This is a genomic window from Thermomonospora sp. CIF 1, from assembly GCF_001896795.1.
Classification (GTDB): Bacteria; Actinomycetota; Actinomycetes; order Streptosporangiales; family Streptosporangiaceae; genus Thermomonospora; species Thermomonospora curvata.
The window spans coordinates 247,292-269,742 of record NZ_MOYN02000023.1; the positions used below are offsets into that span (position 1 = coordinate 247,292).

The window sequence follows — 22,451 nt, forward strand, 5'->3', positions numbered from 1 at the left end:
ACCCCGAGCGGCCCGGGGACGCGCAGTCCCCCGGCCGCCGGTGTCGTCTGCCTGGAGATCTGGATTTCGGCGGTTACTTCTTGGCGCCGCTCCGCTTGCCGAAACGCTGCTCGAAGCGGGCCACCCGGCCGCCGGTGTCCAGGATCTTCTGCTTGCCGGTGTAGAACGGGTGGCAGCTGGAGCACACGTCGGCGTGGATCACGCCGTTGCGGGCGGTGCTGCGGGTCTGGAAGGTGTTTCCGCACGTGCACGTCACCGTGGTGACGACGTAGTCGGGGTGAATGCCAGGCTTCAAAGTCTTCTCCTCGCTTGAGAGCGGTCGCCGGGTCGCCCTCTGGGGCGCACGCTCGGCGCACGACCGGACGGCGTGAACCGGTACCGCGAATGTCGCACTTCAAGTGTGCCAGATGCGACAACGTACCGAGGTCGCCGGGCATTCCCCGCTCGGGGGCCGCTCAGCGTGCGCCCAGGTAGGCCAGCACCGCCATCACCCGGCGATGGTCGTCGGGTGTGGGCGGCAGGTCCAGCTTGAGCAGGATATTGGAGATGTGCTTTTCCACCGCCCCCTCGGAGACCACCAGGGTGCGGGCGATGGCCGCGTTCGAGCGGCCCTCGGCCATCAGGGCCAGCACCTCGCGTTCCCGGGGGGTCAGGGCCTCCAGCCGGTCCCCGGTGCGCCGCCGGCTCAGCAGCTGCCCGATCACCTCCGGGTCGATCACCGTGCCCCCGGCCGCGATCCGCCGCACCGCGTCGATGAACTCGGTGACCTCGGAGACCCGCTCCTTGAGCAGGTAGCCCACGCCCTGGGCGCCGTCCCCCAGCAGGTCGGCGGCGTAGCGCTCCTCCACGTACTGCGACAGCACCAGGATCGGCAGCTTCGGCCGGTCGCGCCGCACCTGCAGCGCCGCCCGCAGCCCTTCGTCGGTGAACGAGGGCGGCATCCGCACGTCCACGATCGCCAGGTCCGGCTCGTGCTCGGCCACGGCCCGCACCAGGCCCGGCCCGTCCCCGGCCACTCCCACCGTCTCGATGCCGGCGTCGGCCAGCAGCCGCACCAGCCCTTCCCGCAGCAGCACCGAGTCCTCAGCGATGACCACCCTCACGCATCTCATTGTCGCGCCGGGGGCGAGGCGGCGGGACGGGTCACCAGCTGCAGGGCAGGTCGGCGCGGATGACGGTGGGGCCGCCGACCGGGCTGTCGATGGTGAGGATGCCGTCGATGGTGGCGGCGCGGTCGGCCAGGCCGGCCAGCCCGCCGCCAGGGACGGCGGTGGCGCCGCCCACGCCGTTGTCGGTCACCTCCACCACCACCCACCGGCCCTCGCGGGTGACGCGGACCGACGCCTGGGTGGCGCGGGCGTACTTGGCGATGTTGGTCAGCGACTCGGCGACGATGAAGTAGGCGATGCTCTCCACCGCGGCCGGAGGGCGTTCCGGCAGCTCCACCTCGACCAGGACCGGGACGGGAGCGCGGGCGGCCAGCCCGGAGATGGCCGCATCCAGCCCCCGGTCGGTCAGGATCGCCGGGTAGATCCCGCGGGCCAGGTCGCGCAGTTCGGCGATGGCGGCCTTGGTGCCCTCGTGGGCCTGCTCGATGAGGGCGCGGGCGGCCTCGGGGTCGGAGGTCAGCTTGGCGCGGGCCCGCCCGATGTCCATCGCCACCGCCAGCAGCCGCTGCTGGGCGCCGTCGTGCAGGTCGCGTTCGATGCGGCGGCGCTCGGCCTCGGCGGCGTCCACCCCGCGGGCCCGGCTGGCCCGCAGCTGCTCGGCGCGGGCCTGCAGCCGCAGCCGCTCCGCCTGGCCCCGGCTCGGCCCCAGCAGCAGCATCCCGTAGAGGGCGTGCAGGACGGCCATGCCGCGGGTCACATATAGCGCCACCAGCAGCAGCCCGACACCCACCACGCTCACCGGCAGGGCGCTGATGGGGTCGTCGGCGGTGTAGACCACCACCCCGAGGTTGACCACCGCCTCGCCCGCGACGGCCACGATGAGCGGCAGGAACACAAACGCCGCGGTCGCCGACCAGACGGCCGCCGACACCACGAACTCCACCAGCCCGATCGGGAAGCGCAGCGCCAGATAGAGCAGGTCCTTCCAGGTGGCCGGGTCGGTGGCCATCGTCCGCAACCTGCCCAGCACGCCGGCCGAAGGGGGCGCGGGCCGATAAGGCTCGGGCACCGCGACGCCGAGGGCGACCTTCAGCAGCCGCCGCTCCAGCATCGCCCCGCCCCGCCACAGCAGCATCATGATCACCAGCATCGGCAGCCCGACCCAGATGATCACCAGGGCCGCCGACAGGGTCAGGCCCACCGCCAGGACGATGAACCAGGCCAGGCCGAAGGCCAGGGCGCTCCCCAGGTACAGCGCGGCCCGCCAGTTCAGCGATGAGCGCACCATCGCCAGCGGCTTCCACGACGCCGTCACGATCCGGCCCGATCCGCCGGGCACGGCCATGACGTTCAGCTCGCTCACGTCCCGACCTCCCTCCAGCCGTCACCGCACGGTTCAAGCCTGACGGGCCGCGGTGAAGCGGCGCCATACGGCGGGCCGCCGTCCCCACGGTAGGGCTATCCCCACCCTGGACCGCGGCCGCCGTGGCACGAGGGCCGGAAAACGCGGGACGCCCCGAAGGGCGGGCCTTCGGGGCGTCGGCGGCACCAGGTCAGTCCCGGTCGGCGACCGTGGTCTTCTGCACCTGGAGCAGGAACTCGGCGTTGGACTTGGTCTCCTTCATCTTCTCGATGAGGAGCTCCAGGGCCTGCTGAGTGTCCAGGGCGTGCAGCACCCGGCGCAGCTGCCAGACGATGCGCAGCTCCTCGGGGGACATGAGGATCTCCTCCTTGCGGGTGCCGGAGGCCTCCACGTCCACCGCGGGGAAGATCCGCTTGTCGGCGAGCTGCCGGTTGAGCTTGAGCTCCATGTTGCCGGTGCCCTTGAACTCCTCGAAGATGACCTCGTCCATGCGGGACCCGGTCTCCACCAGCGCGGTGGCGAGGATGGTCAGGGAACCGCCGTTCTCGATGTTGCGGGCGGCGCCGAAGAACCGCTTGGGCGGGTACAGCGCGGTGGAGTCCACACCACCGGACAGGATGCGCCCGGAAGCGGGGGCGGCCAGGTTGTAGGCGCGGCCCAGCCGGGTGATGGAGTCCAGCAGCACCACCACGTCGTGGCCCAGCTCCACCAGCCGCTTGGCCCGCTCGATGGCCAGCTCGGCGACGGTGGTGTGGTCCTCGGCCGGACGGTCGAAGGTCGAGTGGATGACCTCGCCCTTGACCGACCGCTGCATGTCGGTGACCTCTTCGGGCCGCTCGTCCACCAGCACCACCATCAGGTGGCACTCGGGGTTGTTCTTGGTGATCGCGTTGGCGATCGCCTGCAGCACCATCGTCTTGCCCGCCTTGGGCGGGGAGACGATCAGGCCGCGCTGGCCCTTGCCGATCGGGGAGACCAGGTCGATGATCCGCGTGGTCAGCACGTTCGGGTCGGTCTCCAGCCGCAGCCGCTCCTGCGGGTACAGCGGGGTGAGCTTGGAGAACTCCACGCGGTTCTTGGCCTGCTCGGGCTCCATGCCGTTGACGGTGTCCAAGCGGACCAGCGCGTTGAACTTCTCCCGCCGCTCGCCCTCGCGCGGCTGGCGCACCGCACCGGTGATCACATCGCCCTTGCGCAGCCCGTACTTGCGGACCTGGGACAGCGAGACGTAGACGTCGTTGGGGCCGGGCAGGTAGCCGGTGGTGCGGACGAACGCGTAGTTGTCCAGGATGTCGAGGATGCCGGCCACCGGGATCAGCACGTCGTCCTCGTTGATCACCGGCTCCTCGTACCGCTCGCCCCGGCCGCCGCGGCCGCGGTTGCGCTCCCGGAAGCGGCGGCCCCGGCGGCTGCGGCCGCTTTCGCCGTTCTCCTCCTCGGCGGCGCCGTTCTGGCCGCGGCGCTGCTGGCCGTTCTGCTGCTGCTCGCCGCGCTCCCGGCCGCCCCGGCCGCGCTGACGGCCCTCGCGCCCGTTGCCCTCGCCCTCCTCGCCGGTGGTCCGGGCGCGCTCCCCACGCTCGGTCTTCTCCGCGGTCTTGTCAGCGGGCTTGTCGGCGCTCTTGTCGGCGGATTCCGCCTTGTCGTCCTGCTTGTCCTTGTCGGCCGCCTTGTCGGCCGCCTTGTCGGCGGACTTGTCGGCGGGCTTGTCGGCCTGCTGTTCCTCGGGGATGGCGAGCTGCTCCTCGCCCTCCTCGCGCTTGGCGGAACGGGTGCGGCGGGTGCGCGCCGGACGGCTCTCGGCCGCGCCCGCGTCGGCCTGCTCCTCGGAGCGGGAGGCGGTCTCCTCCGCCTTGTCCGCCTGGGCCGCCTTGTCGTCCCGGCTCGCCTTGGACTCGGCCGGCTCGCTCTTGGGCTCGGTCGGCGACGTGGACTCGGTCTCGGCCTTGGCCTCGGACTTGGCGGTGCTCGGCCCGGTGACGGGACCGCCCTGCTTGGCCTCGATGGCGGCGATGAGCTGGCTCTTGCGCATCCCGGTGGTGCCGGTGATGCCGAGCTGGGCGGCCAGCGTCCTGAGTTCGGGCAGCACCAACGCCGACAGGCCGGTGCCGGAACGCCGGCGCCGCGTCGTGGGGCGCTCCGGCCGGTCCGCGGTGTTCTCAGCTGCGGGGCTGGAGGTGTCCGTAAGGAGTTCGCTGGATTCGCTCACTAAGGGTCCTTCCCAGGGAGCGGGTGTTGGCCCTCGTCGGCCAGGCAACCCGATGATGCGATCCGGCGGGGGCGCCAGATCGAGCTCTGCCGATCACGATGGGGTCGCCATCGGCGGTGTCTGGACACAGCCAGATGATGGTCGGGACGGTTCTCGCACCATCCCCGGTTCCGCAACGTCTGAGGTTTCGCCGGGATGCCGGACAACGGGAAGTCACGGTGTCGGGGAGCCACATGTGCGGGGCAGGTGAGCCACCATGGCCGACCTGACGGTGCGTGGCTGACGAGCACCCGGCCCCGAGCGGGGCATCTGGTGCGATATTCAGCCTAACACCACACGAGCACACTGCTATTCCCCAGCGTTCGATGACATTGGCGTGTCACGGACCAGGCGGCTGAACGTATGCGCCATGGGGGTCGACGTTCAGCGAGTGTTTGTGCCACCCATTACCCACTTTCGGGCCGATCGAATCAACCCGGGATGCGGTTGTGAACGCCAGGACAGTGGGTCCGGCCCCGGAGATCACCGCCGGCACTCCCGCCGCCCGCAACCTGGCCACCAGATCCGCCGATTCCGGCATGGCCGGTGCCCGGTATTCCTGGTGCAACCGGTCCTCGGTGGCCGCGAGCATCACGTCCTCGCCCAGCCCGCCGGTCAGCGCCGCGATCAGCAGCGCCGCCCGTCCGGCGTTGACGGCCGCGTCCTCGTGGGGCACGGTCTGCGGCAACAGCCCGCGGGCCCGTTCGGTGGGAAGCGTGTGGTCGGGGACGAACACCACGACCTGCCGGTCCAGGTCCAGCCGCAGCGCCCGCGGCCCGTCCGGCTCGCTCCAGGCGATGGTAAGCCCTCCGTACAGGCAGGGCGCAACGTTGTCGGGGTGGCCTTCGATCTCGGTGGCCAGCGTCAGCGCCGCGGCGTCGTCCAGCAGCCGGCCGCAGGGGTGCAGCGCCCGGGCCGCGACGATCCCGGCGATGATGGCCGCCGAGGACGAGCCCAGCCCGCGGCTGTGCGGGATGCGGTTCACGCAGCTCAGCCGCAGCCCCGGAGGCTGGCCCAGCCCGGCCCCCGACAGCTCCTCCAGCAGGTCGAACGTCCGGCGCAGCACCTTGACGATCAGGTGCCGTTCGCCCCGGTCGGCGACCTCGGCGCCCTCGCCGTCCACCGCGATGGACAGCCCGCCCTCGGTGATCTCCACCGTGACGTCGTCGTAGAGGGCGAGCGCCAGCCCCAGCGAGTCGAACCCGGGTCCCAGATTGGCGCTGGTGGCCGGTACCCGGACCCGAACTCGCGGGATCCATTGCCGACTCCGATCGGCATTCACGCCAGCCACGCGCGCACCTCCGGCACCCTTATGGCACGGCTTTTCCGCATCAGGGACGAGCGTTCATTCCATGTTCCCGCCCGCTTTTGCACCCGCGCCGCGCCCGGCAATCCGAACTCGTTCACTTCGGTTCTTCGCATGCCCTCGGTGCGCCCGGCCCCGCGGCCTTTCCGCGGCAGGGGTGAACGGCGCTCCGCGTCGTCCGCCCGCCGCACGGCCGCGGGCGACCCCGGCTCGCTCACGTGAGGCCCAGCGCGGACGCCGCGGCGTGGGCGTCGACCTTGACGGTGATGGGCGCGGGCGCCCCGGAGATCGCCCAGTCGGGGTCTTTCAGGCCGTTGCCGGTCACCGTGCAGACCACCCGCTCGCCCGCCTCGATCAGCCCCTGCTCCCGGGCCTGCAGCACGCCGGCGACGCTGGCGGCGGAGGCGGGCTCGACGAACACGCCCTCCTCGCGGGCCAGCAGCCGGTAGGCGGCCAGGATCTGCCGGTCGGTGACCGCGGAGATGGCCCCGCCGGACTCGTCGCGCGCGGCGATCGCCAGATCCCAGGAGGCCGGGTTGCCGATCCGGATGGCGGTGGCGATCGTCTGCGGGCTGCGCACCGGCTCGCCCTTGACGAACGGGGCCGCCCCGCTGGCCTGGAAGCCCAGCATGCGCGGGGTCTTGGTGGCCACCTTGTCGGCGGCGTACTCGGTGTAGCCCATCCAGTAGGCGGAGATGTTCCCGGCGTTGCCGACGGGCAGGCAGTGCACGTCGGGGGCGTCGCCGAGAGCGTCCACGATCTCGAACGCGGCGGTCTTCTGGCCCTGCAGGCGGAACTTGTTGACCGAGTTGACCAGGGCGACCGGGTAGTCCACGGCGAGCTTGCGGGCCAGCTCCAGGCAGTCGTCGAAGTTGCCGTCCACCTGCAGCAGCCGGGCGCCGTGCACCAGCGCCTGCGCCAGCTTGCCCATGGCGATCTTGCCCTTGGGCACCAGCACCGCGCACGTCATGCCGGCCCGCACCGCATAGGCGGCGGCCGAGGCGGAGGTGTTGCCGGTGGAGGCGCAGATCACCGCCTTGGCGCCCTCCTCGGCGGCCTTGCTGATCGCCACGGTCATGCCGCGGTCCTTGAACGAGCCGGTGGGGTTGGCGCCCTCCACCTTCAGGTAGACCTCGCAGCCGGTGAGCTGGGAGATCCGCTGTGCCGGCAGCAGCGGCGTGCCGCCTTCGAGCAGGGTGACGACGGGAGTGGCCTCGGTCACCGGGAGCCGGTCGCGGTACTCGGCGATGAGGCCGCGCCAAGCCCTGTTCATCGGAACTCCTTAAGCGTGGAGAACCCCGCCTTCCGGCGGGGAGCGGAAACGCTGCACGATACCGCGCGGAACACCGCGCCGGACAGCGCGTTCCCGGACGCACCCGTCGGTGAGGACCCGGCCACCGGACCGGTGCCGGGAACCGTCGGTGAAGCGGGAAGATCCGGTCCGGGCGAGTCGGGATCCCCTGGATTGGCCCGTGGGGAGGAGGTCAACAGATCTCCAACGTGGGTGTCGTCCTGCGATGTCCGGCCGCGGCGAGTTGACCTGCGGCATCGCGCCGCAGTCTAAGGCCAAACGGGGCCGGTTGGGGCGGGCCGGGCGGCCGGTGCGGCGATGCGCACACGCCGCACCGCCCTCCCGCCCCGCCTTGCGGCCGGATCGGGCGGCCCCGGTCAGGCGATCTCGTCGGCCTCGACCCGCATCACGCTGGAGACCTCCCGGACGATGTCCAGGCGGCGCAGCCCCTCCACGGTGGCGGCCAGCGCCGCGTCCGGCGCCCGGTGGGTGACGATCACCAGCTGGGCGTCCTCGCCGTAGCCCTCCTGGCGGACGGCCTGGATCGACACGTCGTGGCGGGCGAACAGCTCGGCGATCTGGGCCAGCACGCCGGAGCGGTCGGCCACGTCCAGCTGGATGTAGTAGCGGGTGATCGTCTCGCCCATCGGCAGCACGGGCAGCTCGGCGTAGGTGACCTCCACCGGGCCGCGCGTCCCGCCGACCCGGTTGCGGGCCACCGCCACCAGGTCGCCCAGCACCGCCGAGGCGGTGGGCGCGCCGCCGGCGCCGGCGCCGTAGAACATCAGCGACCCGGCCGACTCGGCCTCCACGAACACCGCGTTGTAGGCCTCGCGGACGCTGGCCAGCGGGTGCGAACGGGGGATCATCGCCGGGTAGACGCGCACCGACACGCCCCGGCCGCCGTTGTTGCGGCCCTCCGGGTCGGGCACCCGCTCGCAGATCGCCAGCAGCTTGACCACGCTGTCCATCGCCTTGGCCCCGGCCACGTCCGCGGCGGAGACCTCGGTGATGCCCTCCCGGTGCACGTCGGCGGCGCTGACCGGGGTGTGGAAGGCCAGCTGCGCCAGGATCGCCGCCTTGGCCGCGGCGTCGAAGCCCTCCACGTCGGCGGTCGGGTCGGCCTCGGCGTACCCCAGCTCCTGGGCCTCCTCCAGGGCGTCGGAGAAGGAGGCGCCGCAGGAGTCCATCCGGTCCAGGATGTAGTTGGTGGTGCCGTTGACGATCCCGATCACCCGTTTGACGTGGTCGCCGACCAGCGACTCGCGCAGCGGGCGCAGCAGCGGGATCGCCCCGGCCACCGCGGCCTCGTAGTACAGGTCGGCGCCGTACTCGCGGGCCGCCCCGAAGATCGTCTCCCCGTCCTCGGCCAGCAGCGCCTTGTTGGCGGTGACCACCGACTTGCCGGACTTCATGGCCGCCAGCAGCAGCGAGCGGGCCGGCTCGATGCCGCCGATCACCTCGACCACGATGTCGACGTCCTCTCGGGTGACCAGGCCCATGGCGTCGGTGGTCAGCAGCTCGGGCGCCACGTGCTCGCGCGTGCGGTCCAGCCGCCGCACCGCCACGCCGGCCAGCTCCAGCGGAGCGCCGATGCGCGCCGTCAGATCGGCGGCCTGCTCGTGCAGCAGCCTGACCACCTCGGAACCGACGGTTCCGCAGCCCAGCAAGGCCACCCGCAGGGGTTTCACCGTCCTATACCTCCGCATCCAGCCGCAGCAGGTCTTCTTCGGTCTCCCGCCGGATCAGGACCCGCGCCTTGCCGTCCCGTACCGCCACCACGGCCGGGCGGGGGACGAAGTTGTAGTTACTGGCCATCGACCGACAGTACGCGCCGGTCGCCGCCACCGCCACGACGTCCCCGGCCGTCACATCGCGCGGCAGCCACAGGTCGCGCACCACGATGTCGCCGCTTTCGCAGTGCTTGCCCACCAGCCGGCTGAGCATGGGCTCGGCCCGGGAGGACCGGCTGGCCAGCACACAGGTGTACTCGGCGCCGTACAGCGCGGTGCGCAGGTTGTCGCTCATCCCGCCGTCCACCGACACGTACGTGCGCAGGCCCTCGACGTCCTTGACGGTGCCGACCTCGTACAGGGTAACCCCGCCCGGCCCGACGATCGCCCGGCCCGGTTCCACGGTGATGCGCGGCATCGCCAGCCCGTAGGCCCGGCACTCGCGGGCCACGATCTCCTTCAGCGAGTCGGCGATCGCCTTGGGGTCGTGCGGCTCGTCACCGGGCACATAGGCGATGCCGTAGCCGCCGCCCAGATCCAGTTCGGGCAGCTCCAGGCCGTGCTCGTCGCGGATCGCCACCAGCTGCTCGGCCAGCCGGTGCGCAGCCACCTCGAACCCGTCGGTGTCGAAGATCTGCGAGCCGATGTGGGAGTGCAGCCCCACCAGCTCCAGCTGCGGCAGCTGCAGCACCCGCCGCACCGCCTCCAGGGCCGCGCCGGTGGTGCGGGAGAACCCGAACTTCTGGTCGTCGTGGGCGGTGGCGATGAACTCGTGGGTGTGCGCCTCCACCCCGGTGGTCACCCGGATCATGACCTTGGGGCGCGCGCCCTTCTCCTGGGCCAGGTAGCCCAGGCGGGCGATCTCCTCGAAGGAGTCGATCACCACGCGGCCGACCCCGGCCTCCAGCGCCCGCTCCAGCTCGGCGAGCGACTTGTTGCTGCCGTGCATGGTGATCTTCTCGGGGGGGAAGCCGGCGGCCAGCGCCACCGCCAGTTCCCCGCCGGTGCACACGTCCAGGCCCAGGCCCTCTTCGTCCAGCCACCGCAGCAGCGCGGTGCACAAGAACGCCTTGCCCGCATAGTGGACGCTGCCGTCCTGGAAGGCCGTGGCGTACTCGCGGGCGCGCTGGCGCACGTCCTCTTCGTCGTAGACGTACAGGGGGGTGCCGAACCGGGCCGCCAGGTCGCGGACGTCCACCCCGCCGATCGTCAGCACGCCGTCCTCGCGGCGCGCCGTCCTCGGCCAGATACGCGGATCCAGGTGGTTCAAATCCGCCGGGGGCGGCAGCGGGTGCTCTTCCGGCAGCACGTCCGCATGCCGCGGCCCCGCCGGGTGCACCCGGCTCATTCGCCCGCTCCGCGCGGCTGTCGCATGCTCATATTCGCTCTCTAGGACTTTCGCCGATCATCTTCAGGCCGTTGCCGAGGGCGATGCGCACCGCCTCCGCCAGCGTGCGGCGCGCCGCGTGCACCGCCCCGGGTTCCTCCGCGCCGGACGGCAACGCCGGGCACCGCTCGTAGACCCGGTGGTAGGCATCGGCGAGGCGCTCCAGATGGTGCTGGAGCGGGCTCGCGTCCCGTTCGCGCGCCGCCTGCTCGGCTCTGCCGGGCTGCTCGGCCAGCAAGGCCAGCAAGGTGCCTTCCTCCGGCTCTTTGAGCAACCCCGGATCGCCCATGGCGATTCCCAGGTCCGCCGCGCGCCGCCCGATCGCCGCCGCCCTGGCGTAGGCGTACCGCACCATGAAGCCGGGGTTGTCGAAGGTGCGGGGCCGGTCGGGCCAGCCCCCCGCCAAGGTCACGCCCTCGACCCGTCCGTAGGAGGACCCGGCCGCGACGATTCCCGCCGCCAGCTCCCCCGGCCGGCGGACGGCGATGGTCAAGAACCCCGGCCCGCTCACCCGGACCGCCCCCAGCCCCGGCCGCCCGGCCAGACGCCCGGCGATCACCCGGGCCACCTCGGTCCCCGGCCGCCGCTGCGCCGCCGCCAGGCGCAACGCCACCGGCGTGCGGTACTCCCCCGCCGCGGCGCTGCTCAGCGGCACCTCGACGGGCACGTCCGCGGTGAGCTCACCGGCGTCCACGGCATCGCGCACCGCGGCCATGACGGCATCGCGCACCTCGGCTGGAGTCACCTAGGTGAGACTATCGGACCACTATGCGGACATATCCCCGGCGCCCACCAGCTCCCGCACCGTCCGGATCAGGTCGTCGGGGTCGAACGGCTTGGTGATGTAGGCGTCCACCCCGATCTCCCGGCCCCGGCGGATGTCGTAGTCCTGCGCCCGCGCCGTGATCAGCACCACCCGGATGTCCCGGGTCGCCGGATTCTCCCGCAGCTTGACCGCGGTCACCCACCCGTCCAGCCGCGGCATCATCACATCCAGCGTGATCACATCGGGGGCCACCTCGGCCACCTTGTCCAGGCAGTCCCGCCCGTCCACCGCGGTGGCCACCTCGAACCCCTCAAGCTGCAGGTTCACCGCGATGAGCTGCCGGATCACCTCATCGTCGTCCACCACCAGCACGCGGCCCAGCGACCGCTCACCGGCAGGCTCCTCCGCCTCGCTCACGGCCGCGAGGTTAGCCCACCGCCCCCGCTCCCGCAGCAAGATCGCCCAGGCCGTCCTTAACCAGGTGCACTCCACCCCCCGATCCCTGGTAGCCTTTTCCCGCAGCCACCAAGTGGTGCGGATGCCGCCCCCTTAGCTCAGGGGATAGAGCAACGGCCTCCGGAGCCGTGTGCGCAGGTTCGAATCCTGCAGGGGGCACCCAAGGCGACCAGCCAAAACCCCGGTTGACCAGGCACGACACCGGTCCCCGGGGTTTCGTGCGTATGCAGCCAGCTGCCAGCGACAGCGATCGTTTGTCGCTGGTCGCGGGATATTCGCGGGATGGAACCGGCCGCGTTTCCCCAGGTCGACCCCAGGAAGCCGAAAGGGCCCCGGGATGACCGGAGCCCTGTCAGCGTACGTCGTCGGATCATGAGCCGAGCGCCCTGGAGATCCTGCCGTTGGCGATCTCGCGATCCCCGTCCAGGCACTTGGCGTAGCGCTGGAGGAGCACGTCCACCGTGTGACCGGCGCGTTGAGCGACCTCGGGGGCATGGACGCCCGCGTTCAGCCACAGCGACAGCGCAGCGTGCCGCAGGTCATACGGCTTACCCGCCAGCGGCGAGGCCACCTGCTCAGGCGTGAGCGCCAGCAGACGAGCCTCCCGCCACACCCGGTAGTAGCTGGACGAGGACACCACGTTGCCCCGCTGACTGCGGAACAGGCGCCCGTCCTCGGCCACCCCGAACTCTGCGATGTGGTCGAGCAGGATGCGCACCAACTCCGGAGGGATCGGAACCTCTCGCGTCTCCTTGTCGGCCCGTTGCTTGAGGCCCCGCTTGTCGTGAGCTTCGCCACTGTCAGTCCACCGCTTACCGGTCTGCGGCCGGGAAGTCTCCAGAGTGAGCGTCCCCCAGCCAGTTGCCGGAAGATGGCAATCTTGCTTGCGCAGCGCCACCGCCTCCCCGGGCCGCAGCCCCGCGTAATACATGCAGGCGAACAGCGCGACCATCGGACGCCCCCGACGACGACCGACGTACGACACCGCCGTCAGCAGTTCTTTGGCCTGCCGAGGGTTGACGACGACCCGGCGATCCACCGTCTCGACCACTTTCGGCCGCCGCCACTGACTCTTGATCCGGTCCAGCGGATTCGCCGGAAGTTCCTCCAGTTCGGCCGCGTACTGGAGGACGTTGTAGAACACCGCCCGCTTACGCCGGTAGGTCTCCGCAGCGGCCGGGTTTCCGTCCATCTTGAGCGCCAGGGCATCCAGCGCCGCATGCACCGTTGCCGTCTGTGCCAGCGCAGCCAGGGGCAGCGAGACCTTTTCGAGCCAGCGGACGGCCTCCACGATCTCCGGCGAGGGGTCCGCCGGCCGCCGGTCAGCAGGCAGCAGCGCGTACTGCCGTAGCGCAGTCCGAACGGTCTCCGCCTCCGGCATACCGGCCGCATCCGTGACCAGGACAGGGGTCACGGTGGCAAGAGCATCGGTCATGCTGTCACGGGTTTTGGCCGCCGCATGAGGCCAGCGAGACGCGATGTACGCCTGGACGAAGCCGAGCCAGGACACCGCCTCTTTGGCCTGGATCATCGATTCGGGAAGCCCCGACTTGATCTCGAATTCCTCGCCCCGCTTGGCCGCCATCTGGAGGTCCAGAAGGAAGTTCTTGGCGAGCGCCTTCGTCTCGAAGGTGCGCGATCTCTCTCGGCCGCCGACCTTCCAGCGCACTTCGTAGGTCTTCTTGCGCTTGCTCGACTTGTTCGGCCGGATCTCCCAGAACCGGACGTCACGCGACATGCTCATGCCGCCTCCCGGAGGGTGTCCAGCCAGCTCACAAGCTCACTGCGCCAGATTCGGATCTCGCCGTTGGGCAGCTTGATCCCCGCAGGCGCCTTGCCGACCTCACGCCACCGGTAGAAGGTCCGGCGCGAGACACCGCCCAGTTCTTCGAGGACTTGATCAACGGTGAGGAGTTCGTCCCGCCTGCCGCTCACGCTGCCTCCGCAGTTGCCGAAAGTTCGGGGGTGTTGTTGGTGGCCTGGTCGAGTTGCCGACGCCGTTGGATGCGTTCGTTGATCAGCAGCAGTAGCCGGTGTTCGGGTGGCTTGACGTCCGGGTCACCGGGCCCGGCGCGTTCCCACACGCAGACGGCGGACGGGTCGGCCGGATCGGCGACGGGTATCCCGGCTTCCGCCAGGCGCGCCAGCACCCAGGCTTTGCGGTCGGCTTTGTGGTCGGCCAGGGTCTTGCCGGACCACTTGCGCGAGACCAGCACGCGGCGGCCGCCGTAGCCAAGGTGTTCGCGTCGGTGCGCCTTGCCCTTGCAGAACCCAGGGGTCAGGCCGCGCCGCGGATTCTTGGGCTGGACGCCGTAGCGCAGCCAGTTCGCGCAGGTGGGCGAGCAGGGTTCGTAGCGCAGCGCTTCGGCCAACCGGTCGACGTGCTCACGCTGCGCTTGGGTCTCGGGGGCGTGGCATTCGGCCACGTTCTTGACCAGGTACTTGGTCAGGTAGCCGATGCATCGCCGCGCGTCGGGGGTGTCGGCCAGCACGCCTTGCGCGTCGATCTGCCGCCCGAACCGGACGACATGCAGGGGTTTCGCGTCGTCGTCCTGGTCGAGGGCGTCAAGCGCGTCGTCCCAGGTGGGCAGCACTTCGCCCGTGCGAGGGTCGACGTAGCCGCCGTTCTCGCCCGCCGCGTCGTCCCAGACCGGCAGATGCTCCCCCTCGTAGACGACGCGATCGGTGCGCGGCCACCACACCTGGTGGTAGGTCGCGGCCACGACCTGCCGCAGTTCCGCGCGGGAGATCGTCCCCCGGATCGCCATGTGCAGGTGAGGCGCCAGGCGCCGTTGCGGTTCGACGGTGGCGAAGTACTGCACATCGAAGCCGACGAACCGGCGCAGGTTTTGCACGAACCGGTCGATGAGCTTGGAGAAGTGCAGCGCATCGCGCGCCGCCCGCGTGTAGTCGTACGTGATCGGGTCGACCGGGGTCCCGTCGGCGTTGACCTTGCCGTAGGAGTCCAGGGTGAGCGTCAGGAAGATGGACGGCCGGAAGGTCTTACCGTCCCGACCTCGGAACACCTTGCCCACGGTGCGCGCGTCGACAGGCCGACGAGGCAGGTCGGCCACGTCCTGACGCCGCCGAGTGGAGCGCACCCGCCGCTTGGGCCGGTCACCGGTCTTGAGCGAACCCCGGACGCCGGAGCGTTCGATCTCGACGTCCAGTTCCCGCAGGAGCCCGTCCCAGAAATCCACCGGTTCACCGTGCGCCGTCCCGGCCTGGTCGGCTTCATCGCGCTTGGCCTGAGCGAACGTGCGCAGTTCCAGCAGGCTGCGTTGCTCCTCGTTCGGGTCGGCCCGGGTGATGACCGGTTCCTGGTCCAGGTGCCAGCCCTGGGCGCACTGGACGGCGCGTAGCTTGCGCTTGCGTTCAGCGCACGACGGGCAGACCGAGGCCAGGGTGTGCCCGCACGGCACATACACGACCTGTGACTCGCCCGTGTGCAGGTCGACGCGCCGCATGGGCACCGGCCGCACGCATACCCCATGTTCGACGGCGACCCGTTCCAGCACGTGCCGCGCGAGCGGAGGCAGCGTCTTGACCGGCGCACCGTTCGCCCCGTCGAGGCTGGAGGCACTGGCAGGGGTTGGGCTCATGCAGCCTCCCCGGACTCGCCGACGCCCAGGGCCACCATGTGCCGGATGTCGTCATCGGAGACGTAGGCCGCGCGCACCCGCACCGGGTCAGGGGAGGTCTCCAAGCGGACGAACCCGACACCCGCGCCGATCTCGGGGACCGGCGAGATCTGGTCGGCGAACGCGCCGCGGTCTCGGGACCCGTCGCCGAGCACCATGTCAACCTGCTCGTCCTCGTCCAGGCGCAGCGCGATCCGGGTGGGGAACAGGTTGCGCAGGTTGTTGACCTCTTTGCGGGCGTCCTGCTGCGCCCCGATCACGCAGTACCCGACCGACCGGCCTTGTGAGGTGAGGATGGCAAGCGCCGACTCGGCCCGCCGCCGCAAGTCCTTGGACGGGCAGTAGGCCGTCAGGAACGCCAGTTCGTCCACGATGATGATGCGGAACGGGTGCTCATGCGAGGGAGCGAACGACCGCGTGACCCCGGCGAACCGTTCGGCGCGGGCGTTCATGTCGGCCGCCGCGTCCTCCAGCAGCGCGACCATGCCGCCGTCCGGGTCGGAGGAGTACCGGCCGTAGCGTTCGAACAGCGCCCGCCCGAAGCTCAGTTCCATGCGCTTGGGGTCGATCGCCCACACTTCGACCAGCCCGGCCGGCATCAGCGGCAGCACCGCCCGCACCACCGACCACAGCACCGACCCCTTGCCGGCCCCGGTCGCCCCGGCGATCAGAACGTGCGTGCCGAGCAGCCGAAGCCGCCACGGGCTCCCGTCCTCACACCGCCCGACCGGCACCCCGGACAGGTCGACCTCGGCCGCGTCCACCAGCGGCAGCGCAGGAACGGGGGTGGCTAGCGCGTCTTTGCGGACGAACTCCAGCCACACGCGGCCCGGACGGTCACCGCTGCGGACCCGGCACAGACTCGCGCCGAACCCGTGCGCCAGGTTCGCCGCCACCGCCTCCCAGGCGTCCGGAGCCTGCCCCTTGAGCATCCGCACCAGCACGCGGTCAGTCGTCGGCCCGCAGCGGACCTTGACGATCGCGGGCAGGTACTCGCGCCGCTTGTGGGTGCGCGACAGGCCCGCCGTCACCATGACCGGCTGCCAGTCGCGCCGGTAGACGCGCACCAGGCGCCACCGGGACCGCACCGGCCAGCCCACCCACCGCAGGAACGACGCCCGATCGGCCACGTACCAGGCGCCCAGGCCCGCCCCGGCCAGGATTACCAGGCCTACCGGGACCGGCCAGCCGTAGGAGTGGCCGAGCCAGGCCAGCCCCCCGGCCAGCGACACCGGGATGATGTTGCGCACGCAGAAGACCACCAGGGCCAGCAGGCCCCGCAGCGCGTTGACGAGCAGGACCAGGCCTTCGGGCATGTGCCACACCGGAGGCGCCCACTTGGGCGGCGCGAACGGATCATCCGCCGCCTCCACCGCGATGTTCTCACCGGGTCCGAGCTTGCGGAACTCCCATGCCATGATGGATCACCTCTTCTCTGATGCAGGTCAGGGAGAGAACGGGGGCGGCCGGAGGTGCCAGCTCCAGCCGCCCCGCCCTACAGGTCAGGCCGCCGACTCCGACTCGCCGACCTCGGCCAGCCGCGCCGCCTTGTGCAACCGCTCCACCTCGGCCGCGTAGACCGCGAACGACTCGGCGAGCTTGCGTGCGGCCCGCACGTCCTCGGCCGTGGGTGCTGTTGCGTTCGTCGGGGTGACCGTGACGTCGGCGTCGGCGTGTGAGATCGAGATCTGCGCCCGCTGGCGCCCCGCCGCACAGAACACGTCCATCCCGCCGTCCGGCTGCAGGCTCACCGTGATGCGCGGCGCGCGCCCCGGCCTGACCACGATCGTGGTGTAGCTGTAGGCATCGCTCATGCCGCACGCCCCTTCCCCGACCGGCCCGACGACCGCACGGACCGGGAACCCGACCGGTACAGCCGTTCGACCTCGGCCGCGTACGCCGCCGCTTGATCGGCCAGCCGCCGCGCGAACTCCACGTCACCGGCCGACAGCCGCTCCGGCAGCGTCAGCGTGACCAGGACCCGACCGGCCGCCACGGTGAACAGCGGCGTACGCGCCCGGAACGCCCGGAACTCACTCGTGGCCCGCGCGTCGATCGGCAGCGACAGCGCCGACACGCGCCCGCTGTTGCGCCCCGCCATCAGGCAGCGTCCTTGCCCGCCGCAGCCGGACGGCCCTTGCCCGCGCCGGTACCGGCCGCCCGGACACCGGTCGCGCGGAACGAGTACGCCACGCGGGTACGCGGTTCGCCGTTGGGCATGCGGCCCGTGACCTCCACCCACGGCGTCACGGTCAGCCCGTCGAACTCGATGGCCCGGAACGGCCCGAACGACGGTTCCGGCAGCACCGGGCACACCTGCGCCGGGATCTTCACCCGGATCGCCGACGCCTTGTGACCCGCCGCCGGGTCCGCGTCGTAGACGTCCACCACCCAGACGGGAAGGCCCGTGTCCTTGTCGATCTCCTGACGCTTGGTCTCGAAGTTCTCCAGCGGTTCCGCCGGACCCGTCGCGTACACCCCGTGCGGGAACACGTCCCCGAAGCTCACGGGGATCCGACCCTGAATCGCCATACGCGATCACCTCCGTTGTCGGTCCTCTTCTCAGCGACTCGTACCATCAAGTTGCCTTGACTCGAAGATACGTGATCAAGTCCGGACCGCAAGAGGGTCAAGCGCGCAACTTCGAGTGATCTAGGTCACATCAAATCGGGTAGCTGTCGGTCAGCTCATGCAGCGTCCCCGGCAGCACCACCTCCGCAACCAGGACCGTCCGCCCAGTCGAATCCAGCACCGACCCCACCACCGACAACACCGGCTCACCCGGTGCCAACTCCAGTAGCTTCACCTCGTCGTCTGACGGGCGACGCGCGCTGATCGTCTCCGTGACGCGGACCAGGCGACCCGCCGCCGCCATGGTCAGCAGCCGCCGAACCGGCACCGTCAACGGGGCCGGTTGCCCGAGGGTGCCCTTGCTCGCGATGTCCAGAGGAGCCCACAGCGACACAAGGTCACTGGTGACCCCCTCGTGAACGCCGACGTAGCGCCGCAGCACGACCGGCGCGTTCTCGGCCAGACCCAGCCGAGCCGCCACCCACGTAGGCGCAGACCGCCGCCCCGCCTCCACCAGCCGGACCGAATCCGCGCTCTCCTGACGGTCCAGCACGGCCAGGCCCAGCCGGGGACGATCGTCCGACTCCGCCGAGGGAGGCGACTTCACAAACGAGCCGCGTCCGTGCTCGCGTTCGATCCAGCCGAGCAACTCAAGATCGTTGAGCGCCCGCACCACCGTAGAACGCGCCACCGAGAACTCTCGGACCAACGCAGCCTCAGAGGGCAGGCGCTCACCAACCGGATAGGTGCCGTCCTGAATGCGCTTCTGGAGAACCTCCAGAACCCGCAGATACTTAGGAGTGTGATCATCCGACATCGCGGCCTGCCAACAGCTTGACGACACAAGTAGCCAAGAGGTTAGCCGCCGGTCCGGCAGGCTGTCACTCCTCCCGGACGCCCACCACCAGGACCAAAACGAGGAACCCCCGGAAAGCCCCGCCCGAGTCACCGGGACCGCTTCTCTCCGGGGGTTCCCCAAAGCCGCACATTCCAGACGGCCCTAGGTTCTGTCGGTTTCCTGCCAATGGTCCGGGTCGATGCGCGCACGCAGGAGCGCCCGCCTGATCTCCTCCCGCGTGCGGACGCCGATTCCGCGAACGTCCCGCAGTCTGTCACTGTGCATCAACCGCAGCAGATCACGGACCGTCCGACAGTCCGCTTCAGGTGAACGCAGCCGGTTCACCGTACGTACCGGCAGGTACAAGCACGCCAGCGGACAGTCCAGGGACACCACGCCGCGCGGGTGCCGATGACCGTCCAGCCCGGCAGGGCGCTCGTCGTCAGGCAGGCCGGCCACGCGTCCGGCCTCCTCCAGCAGCCGCACCAAATCACCAACCGTGCGCAGCCCGAGGCACGACACCGGACACGCCAACGTCACCCCGACGTGACCCGGCGAATGCCCCGCGCCGTTGACGGCGACCGCAACAGCCCCGCGTTCTGAGGCCACGGCCAGATCGCCCGCTTCCTGATCGCTTCCCGCAACTCCGCCGGACTCAGCGCTTCCACCAGCCGCCACCCGGCCCCTATCGGGACCATCGCCCACCATGTGCGCGTCGCCATTCCGAACCACGCCTTGACCTCCGGAAACTCCTGCTCGATCTGCGCGGCCGCCCGCCGCCCGTCCAACCCGGCACAGGGCGCTACCAACCGCCCCGCCCGCTCACCGCGCATCACGCAGCCCGCCCGGCCCCGCCGCATCCCCGGACGACACCGCCAGCACCTTCGCAATCCGATCGGCCGCCGTCTCGACATCGGCCGCCGGACACAACGGCTCCAGGTCCGGAGGAGACTGCCGCGTCGGCCCCGCCCACGCCCAGTACCACCACAACGCCCCGTCATCAGGGTTGCGGAGGCACCGCACCTCCTGACGCAGGCCCGGACTCATGAGCCCGCAGGGATCCCCGCCGTCAGGTTCACCGGCCGGGTTCAGCACGCGCACCACACCGCCCCGGTACACCGCGCCCACCAGGCCCCGCGCCTCAAGCGCCGAGACCAGCGCCGTAACCAGTTCGGCCACCGGCCGAGGCTGCACCGCATCGTTCATCGCTCCGCCTCCCTAAATTGGAAGCGGGACCGGCGACGCGGGAACACGACCACCACCCCCACGCGGCCCAGGGGGTTAAGCCGCGTACTGGCCGCTCGCACCACGCCACCGGCCCCGCAGCTCGTCACGCCACCTCGGCCCGATCGGTGGACACACAGCGCTCGCAGCGGACCCGCCGGCGATCCGGCCACAGCCCCGCATCCGACGGCCTGAACAGCAGGTACCGCCGGGCAGAGACCCACTTCCACCCGCGCCCACCACAGGCGCCACAAGGGTTCTTCGCCGTCTGCTGCTTCATGCCGTCCAAAATCTCGCTACCAGGTATGCCCCTCCCATTCCCCGGCGGTATCCCTCTGCGGGATATAGGCTCAGCGGTGACGGCACCGCACGAACACAAAGGGGACCGGAGATGCCGGAACGGGCATCAGACCCGATCACCATCCCTGAGTCGCTGTGGCGACGGCCCGAGATGATCGAGGCCCTGAAAGCCCGCGATATCGGCCACCTGTTCCGCCTGCTCCGCCAGTACGCGGGAGCAAGTCAGACCAAGATCGCGACCATGTGTGGCATGGCCCAAGGCAAGGTCAGCCAGATCATGAAGCCCGGCGGAAGCCAGGTGACAGCCTTCGAGGTCATCGCGCGCATCGCCGATGGTCTCGACATGCCGGACCATGCCCGTATCAACCTCGGCCTTGCGCCACGCCATCAGACGCCCGACATCCCAGAGGACAGCCCGGCTGCCGAGGACCATGCCACGCTGATAGAGCGACTGCGTACCGCCAAGGCGGTCGATGCGGAAGTGGTTACCGTTCTCCGAAACGAAACCGAAAACATCCGGGTCCTTGATCGCCGTCTTGGCAATGTTGCCGCCGCCGAAAGGATGCGCGCCCATATCAGGCAAGTGGAAACGGCATTGCGCCATAGCTTGCCGGGCAAGGTGCGCCGAAGCCTTGCCTACATACTCGCCGACTCTTCCGCTTTGGCAGGATGGCAAGCCATCGACGCAGGCAACCTCACCGCCGCATGGGATCATTTCGAACGAGCCAAACTTGCCGCTCGTGAAGCCGAAGACTACGCTCTTCTAGCATTTGCGCAGGGAGAGCAGGCTTACGTCTTGTTCGACATCGACCAGCAGGCCGACGCTCGCGAACTCGTCTCGGACGCCTACACGAATTACGGAAAACTAATTCCCGCCCGCCTAAGTGCATGGCTCAAGATGGCCGAGGCTGAGATAGTGGCGGGTTCCACGCTCCCCGACCACAGAGACGAAAAGTCCTGCCGGAACTCTATCGATGAGGCGATGCGCCTACTGCCCGACGGGGACGGCGACGCCGAATTGCCATACGTTGCACTCAACGCAACACACCTAGCCCGATGGCGCGGAAATTGTCTGGTCCACTTTGGCGACTCCGAAACCATCGGTGATCTCAAGAGCGCACTTTCCGCCATGAGACCAGGTGCGTACGCCCGAGCAGAGGCAGGTCTACGGTGCGACCTGGCAAGTGCCCTGTTCGCTCAAGGCGAGATCGCCGAGGCGCGAGCGGAGATCGACGCTGCCGCGCAGCTTGCGAAACGCACAGGATCGGTACGCCAGCAGCGTCGAATCGATCAACTTGCCGCGCGGGTCACACTGGCCGGCCTTTGAGACCCGCAAGCACATGAAGCACAGCGACGAGGGTTCCCGAGTTCCAAATCTCCCCGCGAGCGATCAGCTCCGGGATCCTTGCCAGCGGAACCCACTCCAACCGCTGAGCCTCGGTTACCTCGGTCGGCTCACCGACGCGGTCAGCGCCCCGAGCGAGAAACACGTGATGCTCGGAATCGACCATACCGACCATCGGCTGAAAGCTGACGAGATGTTCGAGCGACCTCGGTCGTAGGCCGGTTTCCTCTTCAATCTCACGAGCCGCTGTCACAGCCGGATCCTCACCCGGATCGACCAGGCCGCCGGGGAGCTCCCAACCCCAGCGGTCCGTTACGAACCGGTGTCGCCACATCATCAGAAGGCGGTTCTCATCATCCAGGATGACAGTCATAGCCGCAGGAAGCAGATGCGCCACATGGTGTTCGAACCGCTGACCGTCTGGGAGTTCGACGTCAACGAGCGTTAGCCGGATCCATCGGTTGTCGTAGATGGTCCTTTCGCCGTGTCTAATCCAACGCGTCGAGGTCTCATCATGCTCCGTCACGCGAGCAACGTTAGCCGGTCACGGGATCACGTAGGTAGGCAGGTGTGCGCAGGCAGGATCCTGCCGAATTCAGCTTTTAGGGATCAAGGGCGGCGGCGCTCGCGCCGCCGCACCGGCCCCGCGCCCACGCCGCCCGGAGCGTGCGGCGTGGGCGCCGGTCTCCGGGCGGCGGGGCGAAGGGGCCGCGCGCCACACCACCGCCGCCCGTCGCCCGGGTGCGGCTCGTCACGGGGTCCGCGCCGCCGCCGGCTAAGGCAGGTTCCGCTTGATGTGGAAGCTGCATGGCTCCCCCCGACCCCGAGCCATCGAGGATGGCGACGGCCAGAACCCGTCAAGGGCGCTTCGCGTCA

22 protein-coding genes and 1 tRNA gene are annotated in these 22,451 nt (G+C 70.2%); 2 read left to right on the plus strand and 21 right to left on the minus strand.

The window, feature by feature from the left end:
* Nucleotides 1–73: 73 nt before the first annotated feature.
* The 10 genes from rpmE to BUE48_RS19585 all read right to left on the minus strand — a co-directional run bounded on the left by rpmE (nucleotide 74) and on the right by BUE48_RS19585 (nucleotide 11,572).
* Entirely contained in the window at nucleotides 74–295 is a 222-nt protein-coding gene (rpmE, locus tag BUE48_RS19540; protein WP_012854245.1) for a 50S ribosomal protein L31, read from the minus strand.
* A 160-nt stretch (nucleotides 296–455) separates the two neighbouring features.
* Nucleotides 456–1,103 (minus strand): response regulator, encoded by a 648-nt coding sequence (locus tag BUE48_RS19545; protein ID WP_041440115.1) that lies wholly within the window; start codon nucleotides 1,101–1,103, stop codon nucleotides 456–458.
* Between the two features lie 40 nt (nucleotides 1,104–1,143).
* Complete coding sequence (locus tag BUE48_RS19550) at nucleotides 1,144–2,472, minus strand: sensor histidine kinase (RefSeq protein ID WP_012854247.1); 1,329 nt, start codon at nucleotides 2,470–2,472, stop codon at nucleotides 1,144–1,146.
* Between the two features lie 190 nt (nucleotides 2,473–2,662).
* Entirely contained in the window at nucleotides 2,663–4,678 is a 2,016-nt protein-coding gene (gene rho, locus BUE48_RS19555) for a transcription termination factor Rho (protein WP_286990691.1), read from the minus strand.
* A 379-nt stretch (nucleotides 4,679–5,057) separates the two neighbouring features.
* Complete coding sequence (gene thrB / locus BUE48_RS19560) at nucleotides 5,058–6,008, minus strand: homoserine kinase (protein ID WP_012854249.1); 951 nt, start codon at nucleotides 6,006–6,008, stop codon at nucleotides 5,058–5,060.
* Between the two features lie 229 nt (nucleotides 6,009–6,237).
* Entirely contained in the window at nucleotides 6,238–7,296 is a 1,059-nt protein-coding gene (gene thrC, locus BUE48_RS19565; RefSeq protein WP_012854251.1) for a threonine synthase, read from the minus strand.
* 395 nt (nucleotides 7,297–7,691) lie between these two features.
* A complete protein-coding gene (locus tag BUE48_RS19570) occupies nucleotides 7,692–9,005 on the minus strand; it encodes a homoserine dehydrogenase (protein ID WP_012854252.1) in 1,314 nt (437 codons plus the stop codon).
* Nucleotides 9,006–9,009: 4 nt separating this feature from the next.
* Nucleotides 9,010–10,395 (minus strand): diaminopimelate decarboxylase, encoded by a 1,386-nt coding sequence (gene lysA / locus BUE48_RS19575; RefSeq protein ID WP_012854253.1) that lies wholly within the window; start codon nucleotides 10,393–10,395, stop codon nucleotides 9,010–9,012.
* A 28-nt stretch (nucleotides 10,396–10,423) separates the two neighbouring features.
* Entirely contained in the window at nucleotides 10,424–11,179 is a 756-nt protein-coding gene (locus BUE48_RS19580) for a DALR anticodon-binding domain-containing protein (protein WP_148233063.1), read from the minus strand.
* 21 nt (nucleotides 11,180–11,200) lie between these two features.
* The gene (locus BUE48_RS19585) at nucleotides 11,201–11,572 is read right to left on the minus strand and encodes a response regulator transcription factor (protein WP_041442390.1); all 372 of its coding nucleotides are present in this window, start codon (nucleotides 11,570–11,572) and stop codon (nucleotides 11,201–11,203) included.
* A gap of 171 nt (nucleotides 11,573–11,743) precedes the next feature.
* Between BUE48_RS19585 and BUE48_RS19590 the strand changes: the two genes are divergently transcribed.
* A tRNA-Arg gene (locus BUE48_RS19590) sits at nucleotides 11,744–11,815 on the plus strand.
* A gap of 211 nt (nucleotides 11,816–12,026) precedes the next feature.
* On the opposite strand, the gene BUE48_RS19595 is transcribed toward BUE48_RS19590, so the two are convergent.
* From BUE48_RS19595 to BUE48_RS19640, 10 genes are all read right to left on the minus strand, one after another.
* Entirely contained in the window at nucleotides 12,027–13,400 is a 1,374-nt protein-coding gene (locus tag BUE48_RS19595) for a tyrosine-type recombinase/integrase (RefSeq protein ID WP_286990692.1), read from the minus strand.
* Nucleotides 13,397–13,591 (minus strand): helix-turn-helix transcriptional regulator, encoded by a 195-nt coding sequence (locus tag BUE48_RS19600; RefSeq protein ID WP_141972487.1) that lies wholly within the window; start codon nucleotides 13,589–13,591, stop codon nucleotides 13,397–13,399. The genes BUE48_RS19595 and BUE48_RS19600 overlap by 4 nt, the downstream gene beginning before the upstream one ends.
* Nucleotides 13,588–15,258, minus strand: a complete 1,671-nt coding sequence (locus BUE48_RS19605; RefSeq protein ID WP_286990693.1) for a replication initiator — start codon at nucleotides 15,256–15,258, stop codon at nucleotides 13,588–13,590. The genes BUE48_RS19600 and BUE48_RS19605 overlap by 4 nt, the downstream gene beginning before the upstream one ends.
* Complete coding sequence (locus BUE48_RS19610; protein WP_286990694.1) at nucleotides 15,255–16,715, minus strand: FtsK/SpoIIIE domain-containing protein; 1,461 nt, start codon at nucleotides 16,713–16,715, stop codon at nucleotides 15,255–15,257. Before BUE48_RS19610 ends, BUE48_RS19605 begins: the two co-directional genes overlap by 4 nt.
* An 84-nt stretch (nucleotides 16,716–16,799) precedes the next feature.
* Entirely contained in the window at nucleotides 16,800–17,111 is a 312-nt protein-coding gene (locus BUE48_RS19615) for a hypothetical protein (protein ID WP_286990695.1), read from the minus strand.
* Nucleotides 17,108–17,398, minus strand: coding sequence for a hypothetical protein (locus BUE48_RS19620; RefSeq protein WP_286990696.1), 291 nt, complete (start codon nucleotides 17,396–17,398; stop codon nucleotides 17,108–17,110). The genes BUE48_RS19615 and BUE48_RS19620 overlap by 4 nt, the downstream gene beginning before the upstream one ends.
* Nucleotides 17,398–17,829, minus strand: a complete 432-nt coding sequence (locus tag BUE48_RS19625; RefSeq protein ID WP_286990697.1) for a plasmid replication, integration and excision activator — start codon at nucleotides 17,827–17,829, stop codon at nucleotides 17,398–17,400. The genes BUE48_RS19620 and BUE48_RS19625 overlap by 1 nt, the downstream gene beginning before the upstream one ends.
* A 130-nt stretch (nucleotides 17,830–17,959) precedes the next feature.
* Nucleotides 17,960–18,685: a GntR family transcriptional regulator gene (locus BUE48_RS19630; protein ID WP_286990698.1), complete on the minus strand. Its 726-nt coding sequence runs from the start codon at nucleotides 18,683–18,685 to the stop codon at nucleotides 17,960–17,962.
* 183 nt (nucleotides 18,686–18,868) lie between these two features.
* Complete coding sequence (locus BUE48_RS19635) at nucleotides 18,869–19,195, minus strand: DNA-directed RNA polymerase subunit alpha C-terminal domain-containing protein (protein WP_353745305.1); 327 nt, start codon at nucleotides 19,193–19,195, stop codon at nucleotides 18,869–18,871.
* A 333-nt stretch (nucleotides 19,196–19,528) separates the two neighbouring features.
* A complete protein-coding gene (locus tag BUE48_RS19640; protein WP_286990699.1) occupies nucleotides 19,529–19,912 on the minus strand; it encodes an NADPH-dependent FMN reductase family protein in 384 nt (127 codons plus the stop codon).
* A gap of 409 nt (nucleotides 19,913–20,321) precedes the next feature.
* Between BUE48_RS19640 and BUE48_RS19645 the strand changes: the two genes are divergently transcribed.
* Complete coding sequence (locus tag BUE48_RS19645) at nucleotides 20,322–21,557, plus strand: helix-turn-helix domain-containing protein (RefSeq protein WP_286990700.1); 1,236 nt, start codon at nucleotides 20,322–20,324, stop codon at nucleotides 21,555–21,557.
* Here BUE48_RS19645 and BUE48_RS19650 read toward each other — a convergent pair.
* Nucleotides 21,538–22,101 carry an NUDIX hydrolase gene (locus BUE48_RS19650; RefSeq protein ID WP_286990701.1) on the minus strand — a complete coding sequence of 188 codons (564 nt, stop codon included), beginning with the start codon at nucleotides 22,099–22,101 and terminating at the stop codon, nucleotides 21,538–21,540. The two genes, BUE48_RS19645 and BUE48_RS19650, sit on opposite strands and share 20 nt — an antisense overlap.
* Nucleotides 22,102–22,451: the final 350 nt, after the last annotated feature.